Annotated in this window: 13 protein-coding genes and 2 tRNA genes; 14 read left to right on the top strand and 1 reads right to left on the bottom strand. The window is 32.8% G+C overall.

Annotated features, from left to right (window positions below; translation table 11 throughout):
- Positions 1–148 precede the first annotated feature (148 nt).
- From thsA to QZU90_RS07290, 9 genes are all read left to right on the top strand, one after another.
- Complete coding sequence (thsA, locus tag QZU90_RS07330) at positions 149–1,759, top strand: thermosome subunit alpha (RefSeq protein ID WP_295606833.1); 1,611 nt, start codon at positions 149–151, stop codon at positions 1,757–1,759.
- 343 nt (positions 1,760–2,102) lie between these two features.
- Positions 2,103–2,366 carry a hypothetical protein gene (locus QZU90_RS07325; protein ID WP_296856417.1) on the top strand — a complete coding sequence of 88 codons (264 nt, stop codon included), beginning with the start codon at positions 2,103–2,105 and terminating at the stop codon, positions 2,364–2,366.
- A 139-nt stretch (positions 2,367–2,505) separates the two neighbouring features.
- Complete coding sequence (locus QZU90_RS07320) at positions 2,506–3,183, top strand: class I SAM-dependent methyltransferase (RefSeq protein ID WP_295606839.1); 678 nt, start codon at positions 2,506–2,508, stop codon at positions 3,181–3,183.
- 303 nt (positions 3,184–3,486) lie between these two features.
- Positions 3,487–3,753, top strand: a complete 267-nt coding sequence (locus tag QZU90_RS07315; protein ID WP_295606842.1) for a hypothetical protein — start codon at positions 3,487–3,489, stop codon at positions 3,751–3,753.
- Positions 3,754–3,769: 16 nt separating this feature from the next.
- Entirely contained in the window at positions 3,770–4,048 is a 279-nt protein-coding gene (locus tag QZU90_RS07310) for a hypothetical protein (RefSeq protein ID WP_295606904.1), read from the top strand.
- A gap of 123 nt (positions 4,049–4,171) precedes the next feature.
- Positions 4,172–4,245, top strand: a tRNA-Gly gene (locus QZU90_RS07305).
- Between the two features lie 13 nt (positions 4,246–4,258).
- Positions 4,259–4,332: transfer RNA gene (locus QZU90_RS07300), tRNA-Gly, on the top strand.
- A gap of 446 nt (positions 4,333–4,778) precedes the next feature.
- A complete protein-coding gene (locus tag QZU90_RS07295) occupies positions 4,779–5,819 on the top strand; it encodes a hydroxymethylglutaryl-CoA synthase (RefSeq protein ID WP_295606845.1) in 1,041 nt (346 codons plus the stop codon).
- Positions 5,820–5,873: 54 nt separating this feature from the next.
- A complete protein-coding gene (locus QZU90_RS07290; protein WP_295606848.1) occupies positions 5,874–7,034 on the top strand; it encodes a thiolase domain-containing protein in 1,161 nt (386 codons plus the stop codon).
- Between the two features lie 102 nt (positions 7,035–7,136).
- Here QZU90_RS07290 and cobQ read toward each other — a convergent pair whose 3' ends face one another.
- On the bottom strand, positions 7,137–8,759 hold the full coding sequence (gene cobQ / locus QZU90_RS07285) for a cobyric acid synthase CobQ (protein ID WP_394350206.1): 1,623 nt from the start codon (positions 8,757–8,759) through the stop codon (positions 7,137–7,139).
- A 546-nt stretch (positions 8,760–9,305) separates the two neighbouring features.
- Here cobQ and lonB point away from each other — a divergent pair.
- The 5 genes from lonB to hypA all read left to right on the top strand — a co-directional run bounded on the left by lonB (position 9,306) and on the right by hypA (position 15,191).
- Positions 9,306–11,192: an ATP-dependent protease LonB gene (gene lonB, locus QZU90_RS07280; RefSeq protein ID WP_295606907.1), complete on the top strand. Its 1,887-nt coding sequence runs from the start codon at positions 9,306–9,308 to the stop codon at positions 11,190–11,192.
- 283 nt (positions 11,193–11,475) lie between these two features.
- On the top strand, positions 11,476–11,958 hold the full coding sequence (locus tag QZU90_RS07275) for a hypothetical protein (protein ID WP_295606854.1): 483 nt from the start codon (positions 11,476–11,478) through the stop codon (positions 11,956–11,958).
- Positions 11,959–12,247: 289 nt separating this feature from the next.
- On the top strand, positions 12,248–13,345 hold the full coding sequence (locus QZU90_RS07270; RefSeq protein WP_295606857.1) for a hypothetical protein: 1,098 nt from the start codon (positions 12,248–12,250) through the stop codon (positions 13,343–13,345).
- Positions 13,346–13,639: 294 nt separating this feature from the next.
- Entirely contained in the window at positions 13,640–14,560 is a 921-nt protein-coding gene (locus QZU90_RS07265) for a ribose-phosphate diphosphokinase (protein WP_295606860.1), read from the top strand.
- Between the two features lie 247 nt (positions 14,561–14,807).
- Positions 14,808–15,191 (top strand): hydrogenase maturation nickel metallochaperone HypA, encoded by a 384-nt coding sequence (hypA, locus tag QZU90_RS07260; protein WP_295606863.1) that lies wholly within the window; start codon positions 14,808–14,810, stop codon positions 15,189–15,191.
- Position 15,192 lies beyond the last annotated feature (1 nt).

Here is a 15,192-nt window from a genome sequence, read left to right as displayed (position 1 = left end):
AAACAAAAACTTTATATATTACTTTAAACCCATTGTTATTATAGAATAAATATTATTAAATTAGTTGAATCTATCAATGATTTAAATTAACTTATATTTATTTAATCTATCAAAAAAATTATTTATTAAAAAAATTGAGGTGTATAGAATGGCACAAGGTCAACCTATTTTCATTTTACCTGAAGGAACTAACAGATTGTTAGGTAGAGATGCTCAAAGAACCAACATCTTAGCAGGTAAAGTATTAGCAGAAACTGTAAGAACCACTTTAGGTCCAAAAGGAATGGACAAAATGTTAGTGGACGGACTCGGAGATATTGTAGTAACCAATGACGGAGTTACTATCTTAAAAGAAATGGATATTGAACACCCTGCAGCAAAAATGCTCGTAGAAGTTGCAAAAACCCAAGAAGACGAAGTTGGAGATGGAACTACTACTGCAGTAATCATTGCTGGAGAACTCCTCAAAAAATCTGAAACTTTATTGGATATGGACATTCACCCAACCATCATTGCTATGGGTTACAGACAAGCAGCAGAAAAAGCACAAGAAATCTTAGATGAAATCGCTATTGAAGACATTTCCCGTGAAATCTTAGTAAAAGTAGCTATGACTGCTATGACTGGTAAAGGAACTGAAAAAGCTCGTGAACCTTTAGCAAACTTAATCGTAGATGCTGTACAACAAGTAGCTGACGATGGTGAAGTTGACACTGATCACATTAAAATCGAGAAAAAAGATGGTGCAGTAGTAGAAGAATCTACCTTAATCCAAGGTGTAATCGTAGACAAAGAAAAAGTACACCCAGGTATGCCATCCGAATTAAAAGACGCAAAAGTTGTCTTAATCAACTCTCCTTTAGAAGTTAAAGAAACTGAAGTAGATGCTGAAATCAGAATCACTGACCCTGCTCAAATGCAAGCATTCATTGAACAAGAAGAACAAATGGTCAGAGATATGGTTAACAAAATCGCTGATGTCGGTGCAAACGTATTATTCGCACAAAAAGGTATCGACGACTTAGCACAACACTACTTAGCTAAAGCTGGAATCATGGCTGTAAGAAGAGTTAAAAAATCTGACATTGACAAATTAGCTAAAGCAACCGGTGCAACCGTTGTATCTAACTTAGATGACTTAACCGAAGCTGACTTAGGTCACGCAGGTTCCGTAATCGAGAAGAAAATCTCTGGTGATGACATGATCTTTGTAGAAGAATGTCAAGAACCTAAAGCAGTAACCTTACTCGTCAGAGGAAGTACCAAACACATCGTTGACGAAATCGACAGAGCTGTTGATGATGCAATCGGTGTAGTGGCTGCTACTGTAGAAGACGGTCAAGTTGTAGCTGGTGGAGGAGCTCCTGAAATCGCTATGGCTAAAAAACTTAAAGAATATGCTCAATCCATTAGCGGAAGAGAACAATTAGCAGTAACTGCATTTGCAGAATCCTTAGAAATTGTTCCTAAAACCTTAGCTGAAAACGCTGGTTTAGACAGCATTGACTCTTTAGTAGACTTAAGGGCTGCTCACGAAAAATCTGCTTACATGGGATTAAACGTATTCACTGGTGATGTTACTGACATGAAAGAAGAAGGTGTTGTAGAACCTAAACGTGTCAAAAAACAAGCTATTCAATCTGCTTCCGAAGCTGCTGAAATGATTTTAAGAATCGATGACGTAATCGCTTCCAGCGGAACCAGTGCTGGCGACATGCCTATGGACCCAGGAATGGGCGGCATGCCTCCAATGATGTAGCCAAGCTTTTCCGTTGCCTACGGCAACGCAAAACCTTGACCAAAATTTTTTCCTATTTTGGTAAAGGGGTAGGCTTTAATTTAGATGAACCTTTTTTAAGGTTTATTTCTTTTCTTTTTTTACTTTTTTACTTTTTTACTTTTTTTACTATATTAAACTATTTCTAATAATTATGCTTATTTTTTAATATATTAAACTATATATGATTTATTTTTAATTTAACTAACTAATTACTCTTTATTTTTAATATTACTTTTCAAATGCTCTTTGTTTATGTTTATATTCTTTAAAAATCAACCTTTATTCAAGAATATTTTTAAAAATATGTAAAGGATTTGATAAAATGTCTTTGGAAAATAAAAAAGATTTGGAAAATAAAAAAGAGCGTAATTATAAAAATTATACGGAAGACATGTATGTTAAAAACAGCATTGATTATGGTTCTTGTGAACCTTCTGAATCTGGAGGTGATGGGGAAATTGAGGTTCCAATTGATCTTGAGGAAAATGACTTGAATGAATTGGCTCTATTGGGTTTTTTCAATGATTTTGCCTTGATTGATATAGGCATTCATGAGTTTATTAGAGAAGTTTATTTTGAAGAATAATCTTCTTTAATATTCCATTAATTATTTTAACATTTTCTTCAGAGATACTAAAATTTATTAACTATGCAATTGATATTATTAATGGTAAGATTATATTGATAAATAGATATTGAAAATGGTATATTTTAGGAGTTATAAAATGGCTGATAATGAAAAAAATATTAGAAGTGAAGAAGAGAAGGAACTGATCATTAATGCCCGAAAACCTGTTGGCGAATTGGGAGATAAATTATTGGATAGGATGAATGAAAGTCATGAAAGCCTTGCTCAATGGGGTGTAAGCCATTTGGATATTCTAAAGGATGATGTTATTTTAGATATTGGTTGTGGTGGAGGAGTCAATGTTGAAAGATTCCTTAAAATGACTGAAAATAAGGTTTATGGACTTGATTATTCTGAAATAGCTGTGGAGAAATCCACAAAGTTAAATCAAAAAGCTATTGGCGAAGGAAGATGTGAGATTATTCAAGGGTCTGTCTCTGAACTCCCATTTGAAGACAATACCTTTGACATAGTAACTGGATTTGAAACAGTTTATTTCTGGCCAGACTTTGTGAATGACTGCAAAGAAGTCAGAAGAGTGTTGAAAGATGATGGAATAATGTTCATCTGCAATGAGGCAATTCCTGATGAAGAGGATGAGCGTCAAAAGGAACTCATTGATCTTTTGGATATGAAAATATTCTCTGAAGATGAATTTGATGAATATTTGCGTGAGGCAGGATTTTCAGATATTATATGTTTCTCAAAAAGTGGTCCTGATAGTGTAGATAGGGAATTAGTCACTGGATGGCTTTGCGTTATTGCTAGAAAATAATAAAATCTATTTTTTTCATTCACATCCAGTTATTTCCTTTTATTTTTTCTTTTCTTTTCTTTTTTTCTTATTTTTTATTTTTATAAACAATTTCATATATTTTTTCTAATTTTTGGTAATAATTAATTTTTTTAAGTAAATTTTAAATATGATTAAATGTTAATAAAATATGTTAAAGATTAATTTTGATTATATTTCTTATTAATTATTATTTTTCATTGATATTTTTTTTAAATCCGTTCGGAAATAATAACTAATAAAAAATAGCAATCATTTTAATCATATTGTGTAAATGGTGATTAGATGAGTATGGCTTTATCAATTGGTTTAATTTCCTTAATAATTTTTGGAAATATCGAGAACTTAATTTTAGCTTCTCAAGGAGTAGTTAAAGCAGCAAATCCTTTAAAATTAGCGATTTTTAGTTTAATTGTTGTAACTTGTTGGTTAATAATTGGTACTGTTTGTACTCAGCAATTGGAAGCTTATGGAATTTACATTGAATTCATTGGTGGATTGGCCATATTTATTTTAGGTATTCAATCAATGCTAGAAGCAGTTAGAGGTTAGTGATAGAATGTCTTCAATGAAAGATTTTTTAAATGAATATAAGCCTTTCTTAGGATTATTGATTTTCGGAAACATTGAAAACTTGGTTTTATCCGCTCAAGGTGTTATTGAAGGAGCAAATCCTTTACTTGTTGCGGGACTAAGTTTATTAGCAGTAATCATTTGGCAGTTTATAGGTGTTTTCGGTACAAAATCCGCTATGAAATATTCCAGACACATTGAGTTTATTGGTGGATTTGCTATATTTGTTTTAGGTATTCAATCAATGCTTCCTTTGATATATCAGTTGATTTAAATTTTTAAGGATTTTCCTTATTTTAATTTAAATTATTGCCCATTTTCCTTATTTATATAATAAAAATCTTAATTATAGAAAGATTTATATATTATGTTAACTAACATTTATATGTTGTATATTGCGGTGTTAGTCCAGCCTGGTTAAGACTCTAGCCTGCCACGTTAGAGACCCGGGTTCAAATCCCGGACGCCGCACTTTTTTTATATTGCAGCTGTGGTATAGTCTGGTTATTACTTGGGCCTTCCAAGCCTACAACCCGGGTTCGAATCCCGGCAGCTGCATCTGTTTTTTTTTATTTTTCTAAAATTTTTTTGCTATTTTTCTAGATTTTCTAGTTATTCTAATTTTTTAAAAATCATTTACAAATTTTTTAGATCCATTAGTTTTCTTTAGAGATTTTTTCACATTCTGCTTTTTTCCATATTTATTCAATGATTTTTTATTAACTTCTTTTAGTATTGCTTAATGATTCATTTTTAGCTGTTTTTTGCTTATTTTATTAAATAAGTTTATATGTATTAAAATATAATATTATATTAATATAACCTTATAATGAATATTTTAAGTTTTTAGTCATTTTAAGTTTATATTTCATTATAAAAACAAAATAAAAGATAAAACTACTGTTGAAATTAAAAATTATATTTATTTATTTAAATTAAAATTAAATTAATAGCAATTATTAGCTATTTCAATTAAGACTAAATTATAAAATGGTTGTGATTTAATGGCAGGAATTGTTGGATATGGGGCAAATGTGCCTTCATATAGAATTAAAGTAGAAGAAATCGCAAAGGTATGGGGAGATAACCCTGATTCAATCTCAAACGGTTTAATCGTTAATGAAAAATCAGTGCCTTCATCTGATGAAGATACTGCAACCATTGCAGTTAGCGCTGCAAGATATGCATTAGCTAGAGCACAAATCGACCCTCAAGATATTGGAGCAGTTTATGTTGGTTCAGAATCTCATCCTTATGCAGTAAAACCAACCGCTACAATCGTTGCAGAAGCAATTGGAGCTACTCCTGATATGACTGCAGCAGATTTGGAATTTGCTTGTAAGGCAGGAACTGCTGGAATTCAAGCTACTATGGGTTTAGTGGACTCTGGCATGATAAAATATGGTTTAGCTATTGGTGCTGATACCTCTCAAGGAGCTCCTGGAGATGCTTTAGAATACACTGCATCTGCTGGTGGTGCAGCTTATATCATTGGTAATAAGAATACCATTGCTGACTTTGGAACTACTTACAGCTTTACTACTGACACTCCTGACTTTTACAGAAGAGAAGGTCAACCTTATCCAAGTCATGGAGGAAGATTCACTGGTGATCCAGCTTATTTCAAACATGTATTAGGTGCAGCAAAAGGATTACTTGAGAAAACTGATTCAAAGGTAGAGGATTATGATTATGCTATTTTCCATCAACCTAACGGTAAATTTTACTTAAGAGCAGCTAAAAAATTAGGATTTACTCCAGAACAATATAAAGACGGTCTCTTAACTCCTAATGTGGGAAACACCTACTCTGGTGCTGTTCCTTTAGCACTTTCCAATGTTTTGGATAAAGCAGAACCTGGAGATAAAATATTTATTGTATCCTATGGTTCAGGTGCAGGTAGTGATGGATTTACCTTAACTGTAAATGACAGAATTGAAGAAGTTAAAAATTTAGCTCCTACAACTGAAGAAATCCTCTCTAAAAAGATTTACGTTGATTATGCAGTTTATGCTAAATTTAAAGGAAAACTTAGAATGGCATAGAAAGAGGATAGAGTTAGAGGAATTAATTATAATTATTATGATAAAGGTGAAAAAATGAGAGATGTTGCAATTATCGGAGCTTCCCAAACAAAATTCGGTGAATTATGGGACAGTTCATTTAGAGAATTAATTTCACAAGCTGGTCTTGGAGCTATGGAAGATGCTAATGTTAGCGGTGCAGATTTGGAGGCAATGTTTGTCGGAAACATGTCTGCAGGTCTTTTCGTAGGTCAAGAACATATAGCAGCACTTATTTCTGATAGTATGGGTATGAACCCAATTCCATGTACAAGAGTTGAAGCTGCTTGTGCATCAGGAGGACTTGCACTTAGACAAGGTATTATGGCTGTCGCTTCAGGTTACCATGATGTTGTGGTATCTGCAGGTGTAGAAAAGATGACTGATGTTGTTGATGCAACTCCTGCTATTGCTACCGCTTCTGACCAAGAATGGGAAGCACAGCAAGGAGCTACTTTCCCATCATTATATGCTATGATTGCTCAAAGGCATATGTATGAATATGGAACCACTAGAGAGCAATTGGCTATGATGTCTGTAGTAAACCATAAGAATGCTTCAAACAACCCTAATGCTCAATTCCCATTTGAAATTAGTGTTGATAAAGTATTGGCATCCTCTCCTGTTGCAGACCCATTAACTTTACTTGACTGTTCACCTGTTTCTGATGGTGCAGCAGCTATTGTTATTTGTGCAGCAGAAAGAGCTAAGGAGTTCACTGATACTCCTATTTATGTAAGAGCATCTGCACAGTCTTCTGGAACCATTGCATTGCACAGCAGAAAAGACATTACAACTTTAGATGCAACCATTGCAGCTTCCAGAAAAGCTTATGATATGGCTGGAGTGACTGTAAAGGATATCGATGCTACTGAAGTTCACGATTGTTTCTCAATCAACGGATTGCTTGCAATTGAAGACCTCGGATTTGCTAAGAAAGGTGAAGGTGGAAAAGTTCTTGAGGAAGGACAAACCAATATCGATGGTGATTGTCCAATTAACCCATCTGGTGGTTTAAAAGCAAGAGGACACCCTCTTGGTGCTACTGGTATCGCTCAAGCTGCTGAAATCGTATGGCAATTAAGAGGAGAAGCAGGCAAACGTCAAGTGGATGGTGCTGAAATCGGTATGACCCATAATGTTGGTGGTACTGGTGGTACTTGTGCTGTTCACATCTTTGGTAGAGATCTTAACTAGATTTCTACTTTCTTAACTTTTTTTATTTTCTTACTTTTTTATTTACTTATTTTATTTACTTTTTAACTATTATTTTCTTATTTTTCCAATTTCTATCTTTTTTTATTCATCAAAAATAAGTTTATCAATGTAATCCATATCCAGAGCTTCCTCTACAATATTCGCTAATTTTTCGAGTGAATTCTCTACGCTTGTTTCAAATGGGTCTTCTCCAATTCTCTCTTCAAGTCCTTTGCTTTTTCTTAAAGCGTTTAGGAATTCCCTTCTGATATTGTAGTTATTGAAGATTCCATGGAAATAGGTTCCAAATACATTTTCACTGTATGCTCCATCGAATTGGTCATTGTCATTGTTTCCAATTCCCTTTTCTATCTTAAATAATGGGTTGGCACTTATTAGGTTTGTAGTTCCTTCGTGCAATTCGTATCCTGTGACCTCTTCGCCATTGATTTTGGAAAAGATTTCATGGAACATGCCATTATCATCAGGGCTTTCATCAATTTCTATTGTAGCTAAGCTCTGCTTTACGATTTTGCCTTCTCTAATGAATTCGCTTTCAATATCCAAAAGACCTAATCCTTCAACTTCATCAAGCTTTGATTCCTTGTGGTCCTTATCATAAATCTTATTTCCTAATATCTGGTATCCTCCGCAGATTCCAATTATTGGTATTTTGGATTCATTTGACAGTTCCCTTATTTTGTTTGCAAAGCCTGATTTTTCCAATTCCATTATGTCTTCAGTTGAATTTCTTGTTCCAGGCAAGATCAATGCATCGACGTCCTTTATCTTTTCCTGATAGTTATGGACTTCAATCATCCTGACTTCAACGTCTTCCTCTGTATCAAATGGGTCGATATCAGTAAAATTAGCTATTTTTGGAAGTTTGATTACTCCAATTATTATATGATCATCATTGCTTTTGAATTCCTTAGTCCAGTCATGTTCCTTTAGGGATGCGGAATCCTCTTCAGGAAGCTGCAGGTTTTCTGCATATGGGACTATTCCAAGGACTGGAACTTCAATGATTTCTTCTAATCTTTCGATTCCAGAGCATAACAATTCCTGTTTTCCTCTGAATTTGTTTATGATAACTCCTTTGAATCTTAATCTGTCTGCATCATCAAGAAGTAGGAATGTTCCAGCTATTGATGCAAATACTCCTCCCTTATCAATGTCTCCAACAAGAAGCACATTTGCATCAGCTATTTCTGCAGCACCCATATTTGCAAGGTCTCCTTCCCTTAAGTTGATTTCAGCAGGGGAACCTGCACCTTCCATAATTATTATGTCATAATCTTTCTTTAAGTTGTTTAATGAGTCTATTACAGCTTCTTTTGCTATGATTCTATAATCTTCATCGTCCATTAGATTATTGTCTATGTCTTTTTGGGTAGCTTTTGTCTTGTCATACTTTCTAAAGAAGTCCTTGTTTCCCACTGCTTCGCCTTGGATGATTACCTGTGAACATGATTCCCCTTTTGGCTTTAATAAAATAGGGTTCATGTCTACTGTAGGCTCTATGTTTGCAGCTTTTGCCTGCAATACCTGTGCAATGGCAATTTCTTTGTTTTCCTTTGTAGTGTATGAGTTTAAGGACATATTCTGTGATTTGAATGGAGCAACCTTATATCCCCTTTTTGTATATATCCTACAAAGTGCTGCAACGATTAAACTCTTTCCTGCATTGGAAGCAGTTCCTTGAATCATTAAACATTTTGTCATAATTTTACCCAAATTCTTGTATATTAGTTTCATTTGTTTTTTATAAAATATAAATTTTATTTGATTTGATATTTTTGTTTGAATTATTTGGAACCATTTTGAATTTTCATATTCTGTTATTTTAGTTAATAAAAGTTACTAAAATACAAACCTTTTTATATAACTAAAATCATAAAGTTATTAAGAATGTAGTTTAATATATATTAATATAATGTAATATTAATAATGAAAATATATGATTATAAATTGAGGTAATTTAAAAATAATTTATGAAACAATCGTCATATTAACTAGAAATTAAGTAAAATTAAAATATTTAGGAGGTTTTATATGGAAGAAGATAAAGTAATTGCTACAGAAGTAGAAGAATTAGAGTCTAAAGAAGAAATCGTAGACTCTTCTGTAGAAGATAATATAATTGATGAAGCTGATAACGCTGCTGATGCTGATGCAGTTGAGGAAATTGCAGAAACTAAGGCTGAAGAAAAAGATTCCCTTGAAGTCGAGTTTGTTGAAGATGATGGTGGAAATCGTAGAATCAAACCTATGCTTGATTATGAGTCAATTTCAAATACTGCAGATATAGAAGTGCCTCCTTTGCTTATTGATCAGGTCATTGGTCATGAAGAGTCTGTTGAGACTATTAAAAAGGCAGCTAAACAAAGAAGAAATGTTCTTCTTATTGGTGACCCCGGGGTAGGTAAGTCAATGTTAGCTAAAGGAATGGCTGAATTATTGCCTCCTGAAGTGCTTCAGGATGTATTGGTTTATCCAAATCCAGAAGACAGCAATTATCCATTGGTCAGAACTGTGCCAGCAGGTCAAGGTAAAAAGATAGTTAAGGCAAACAAGGCTAATGCAAAAAGCGGTGATGAGAAAAAGATGATGATTACCATGTTTGTCACTGCAGCTATTTTCGTTCTTGGATTAATGTATCAAAGAATATTTGAGGCTATTATTGCTGCACTTCTTGTTATATTTATTTCAATGCAGATCAAGCCTAAAGTATCCAATAGCGCTCCAAAATTGTTAGTGAACAATGGAGATAAAAGATTCGCACCATTCATGGATGCTACTGGGGCTCATGCAGGTGCATTGCTTGGTGATGTAAGACACGACCCTTACCAATCTGGTGGTCTTGGAACTCCTGCACATGAACGTGTTGAAAGTGGTATGATCCATAAGGCACATAAAGGGGTTTTATACATTGATGAAATAGGTACAATGAGCATGAAAACCCAACAAGAGCTTTTATCTGCAATGCAAGAGAAAAAATATGCAATCACTGGTCAAAGTGAAAACAGCAGTGGTGCAATGGTTCGTTCTCAAGCAGTTCCTTGTGATTTTGTTCTTGTAGCTTCCGGTAACATTCAAGTTCTCGAAGGTATGCACATTGCGATGCGTTCAAGAATTAGAGGATATGGTTATGAAGTATTCATGAAGGACTATATGGAGGATACTGAAGAAAACAGAAAAAAACTTGTCCAGTTTGTTGCTCAGGAAGTTAAGAATGATGGAAGAATTCCACACTTTGCAACCGATGCACTTGATGAAATCATATTGGAAGCTAAACGTAGAGCAGGCAGAAAAAATGCATTGACTCTCAGATTAAGGGAGTTAGGTGGTTTAGTACGTTCCTCTGGTGATGTAGCTATTGAGGAAGGTGCAGACTTAGTAACTGCTGAGCATGTTGTAACCGCTAAGAGATTTGCAAGAACCTTAGAACAGCAAATTGTTGACAGATCTATCATACAAAGAAAAGAATACAGTGTATTCCACTCTTCTGGTGGAAAAATCGGTATGGTCAATGGTTTAGCAGTTATGGGTGACAGAAGCGGTATTGTTATGCCAATTGCTGCTGAAATGGCTCCTGCAAACAGTAAAAATGAAGGTAAAATCATTGTAACTGGTAAGCTTGGAGAAATTGCATTGGATTCCGTTCAGAATGTAAGTGCAATCATTAAAAAATACACTCAAGTTGACATTTCCAATCATGATATTCACGTCCAATTCTTGCAAAGTTATGATGGTGTAGAAGGAGACAGCGCAAGTGTTTCAATAACTGCAGCTGTAATCTCTGCTGTTGAAGGAATTCCTATTGATCAATCTGTTGCACTTACCGGTTCCTTAAGCGTTCGTGGAGATGTAATGCCAATTGGTGGAGCTACTGCTAAGATTGAAGCGGCAGCAGAAGCAGGCATTAAGAAAGTTTTACTTCCTAAATCCAATATGGATGATGTAATGCTTGAGAAAAAGTATGAAGACATGATTGAAATCATTCCTATTGAAACCATCGAAGATGTTTTAGAAAATATCTTAATCAATGGTAGCAAAAAGGAAAGATTAATCAAGAAAATGAGAGAAATCAGTGGTGCTGTAACCAGTAAAGTATCCGCTGATTCTATGGCTTTGTCTAATCCAAGTCATAACTGATCTCTAATTTTTCTATTTTTTTCTTTTTTATAATTTTTTATAATTTTTTATAATTATTTTTTTATAATTTTTTATAATTATTTTTTTATAATTTTTTAATTTCGTTATTCCCCTATTTCATTGCTATTTTTCACTTTTTTATTGTTATATATGCAAAAAGTTTATATATTAAAAATAGATTATAATAATAATTAGATGTAAAAACATCTTATAATAATATATAAGAAAATTTCATTTTTATCAATTGACGTTTTTCAATTTGATGAATTATGGTGGTGATAAAATGGCAACTACATTAAAAAAAGCTGTAGGTATCATAGCGGTTGTCTTTGTTTTGTTTTTTGTGATAACTGCATTTTCTGGTATTTTGATTTTAGCTCAAGATGATACTGAAGGAGGAATTCCTGGAGTAGATATGGCTGCTTTATGGAGTATAAATGGTGGATTCACTTGGATTTATCCTGGAAGTTCACATAATGCAAATGGTCATACCCTTCATAACATTTACATGACTGATAATCCATATCAGGATGCTAAGGAAATCATGGAATATACATATGATGTAAGCCCTCATATTTTAGTGATTATTAACGATCAAGCAGCTGCACACATCTTTGGGGATAATATTTTAGATACTATTCGTCAACATGACTGGGTTGAAGGAAACTCTCGTGGAGATGCTGTTGCTATGAGTATTACACATGTAAATCCATTACCAATTATTCCGGATATCCTGTTAGGTAATATTAAAATCATGTTAATTTAATAGTTTTGAATCCTTTTTCAAAACTAACTTTTCTCTTTCTTTTTTTAATTTTTTATTTTTATCTTATTTTGCTATCTTTTTCTCTATCTATTTTCAAATCATTATTTCTAATTTTTAAATCCTAATTTTTAATTATCAATCCTATTTTTACTAATATTTAAATACTTAATTAAATAAAAATAATGATGTATATATAATCTTAAAAGTTATTTTAGACTTTTTAAAGATTATTTTTATTCAATTTATAAAATATAAAATTTAAAAATTAAAATTATTATTGTGTGATTTCATGTTATTGATAGCTCAAAATCATTTTCAACTTATAGTCGAAGTAGGTTTGATTTTACTTGCTACCATGATTTTCGTTCTAAATCTAGTTCCTTTTTCATTAAGTGTAGTCACTTTCCTGTCACTATTCTTATCTGGAGGATTTGCAATTTTATTCGGAGTGGATTTAGCGTTCTTGATATTGTCATTTGGTCAGCATGAATTTACTCACCCATTCGGCCCAATTGCTCTTTTAGCTATTATGACTGCATTAGCTTCGCTGAAGGTGATGGAAGAGTCGGGGGTTAATGTAGCGCGGCTGAAAAGGATAGTTTACATACTTCTTGCAGCAATTACTATCTTTGGAGGAGCAATGCATAGATCTTTCTTATTATTATGGTTTGTCGGTTTATTCATAGGGTATACTATTATTTCAAAATCTTTTAGACAAAAATCCATTCTTACACTAAGGAGAATTGGTATGTTCTTTGGAGCGGCATTAGTTGCTTTTGGAGTATTAGAGATAGTTGCAAGAATCAGTGGTATGGAGGTTTTCTCTCCTGTACTTAGGATTTCAAGACTTGCAGCAAATTCATTGTCAAGTTTGAAACTGGTAGTTGGAAATACTTGGTTGATTGGGCATGACCCTTCATCCTCTTACTGGTCCAATAGTTCCGGATTTGCTGATGGGTATATCAGTTTGCCAATGCAATTCATCTTATTGTTTGGTTTACCGTTCCCTCTCTTCTTCGGTCTATTAGTAACCAGAAAGGATACTATCGATTATATGCTTCCAGGTATTTTTGGTTATGCTTATGACTTTGGATATCTTACATTCTTGATATTGCTCTTAATAGTTCTAGGAACCATTATAGTTGGATTAATGATTTTAAGAGAATATAGACATAAAAGAGAAAGTAAAAATAGAAAATACCTTGGTAAAGAGGTCCTTTTAATAGGTTCACTTACAGGTTTTGTTTCTCAAGCGGTGATTGGTCTTTTCTTATTCAACAGGACTGTAAACGGTATGGCTTTACTCACATTCATGTTCTTGGGATCTTTAGTATTGGCTCATACTGTAACCATTAGAAGAGACAGCAATGAAGCTGTAAGCAGATAAAAAATAATTTTTCTATTTTTTATTTTTTTTATTTTTCATTTTAACTTTTTTATTTTATTCTAATTTTTTTAACTTTTTATTTATTTTAACTTTTTTTAATTTATTCTAATTTTTTTAACTTTTTATTTATTTTAACTTTTTTTATCAATTTCTATTTTCACTTCTTTGTTTTATTTTCACCATTTCTTAAAATAGTAATATTTAATTATAAACATTTATAAAAATATTAGTATATTATTAATTTGATTAATTAATAAAATTTTAAGATTAACGACAATATTTTTGGTGATTATTTTGATAATTGGTGGTTCAGCATCACAAAAATTGGCAGCAAATGTTGCTAAGGAATTAGGAGAAACCTTATGTCCTCTTGAAACTAAAAAATTCCCAGATGGAGAAAGGTATGTTAGGATTAAAGGGGAAGTTGAAAAGAATGTTACAGTTATTCAATCAACCGGTTTTCCTCAAGATGAAAATTTAATTGAATTGTTATTTATACTCAGAACTCTTAAGGACTTAGGGGCAGAGCATATTAAAGTGGTTGTTCCATATTTAGGTTATGGTAGACAGGAATTAAGATTTAAGGATGGAGAAGCTATTTCTGCTCAATTGGTATCTAATCTTATTGAAGAATCTGGTGCAGATGAATTCATTTCAATCAACTTGCATGAAGATAGTGTCAGAGACTTCTTCAACATTCCAACTGCAAACCTTTCTGCTATGGCTCCAATTGCAGAATACATTGCTGATAAAGTGGAAAATCCTATAATCATTGCTCCAGATAAAGGCGCTTTAGGATTTGCAGAGGAAATTGCTGAAATTCTTGGTTGCAATTGCACCTATATGAGCAAAGTCAGATTAGGTCCTGATAAGGTTGAAACCAGAATCGTTGATGTTCAATGTGATTTTGATTCAGAAGATCTTGATAAGGTTAAAAAGGATTCTAAAGTTAATATTGATTCTGTAGCTGGAAAAGAAGCGGTTATCATTGATGACATTATTGCTACTGGTGGAACAATTGTTAATGCAATCGGCATCTTAAAGGAACATGGTGCAAAATCTGTAGATGTATGTTGTGTTCACCCTGTGCTTGTAAATGATGCTGTCTTAAAGATCATGGCTGCAGGAGCTCGTGACTTATCAAGTACTGACACTTTGAAATCTGATGTCAGTTCAATTTCTGTAGCAAAATTGATTGCAGATGCTTTAAGATAAATTTAATCTATATCTTATTATTTTATTATTTTATTTTTATTCCAATATTTTTTAAATTAATTTTTTTATTTTTTTATTTTTTTATTGGGATTTCCACTAATTTTTTTAGTCCTTTTATTTTCTTTTTAAAAAAGTATTACTTACGAATTATTTCAATAATAATTGTTTGATTAATCAACAATAGTTTTATATTATATTAATTAAAATATTATATTATAATTTAAATAATTTTATTTGGAGATATGAAATGCACGAATTTGCTATGGCTCAAGGGATTTTCAACACAGTTTTAGAAACAGCACAAGCTAATGATGCAATTGAAGTTACTGAAATGGTAATTGAAATTGGGAAGTTGGCTATGTTAAATCCAGAACAATTGAAATTTATGCTTGGCGTTATGCTTGAAGGTGAAGAATTAACTAAAAATGCCAAGATGATCATTAATACCATTGATGTTGAAATTAAATGTCATAATTGTGGCTTTGAAGGTATAGGTAATGTTGATGACAGCGATCATTATGCTCCTATGATTTTATGCCCTGAATGTGAAAGTCATAGGGTTCAAGTTATAAATGGTAAAGACATTACCGTTAGAAGCATTAGTATTGAAAAAGAGGATGATGAAAATTAGC

The sequence above is a fragment of the uncultured Methanobrevibacter sp. genome (genome assembly GCF_902784195.1).
Taxonomy (GTDB): domain Archaea; phylum Methanobacteriota; class Methanobacteria; order Methanobacteriales; family Methanobacteriaceae; genus Methanobrevibacter.
Note: the sequence above shows the minus strand (reverse complement) of the source record. Positions and strands in the feature narration are given on the sequence as shown.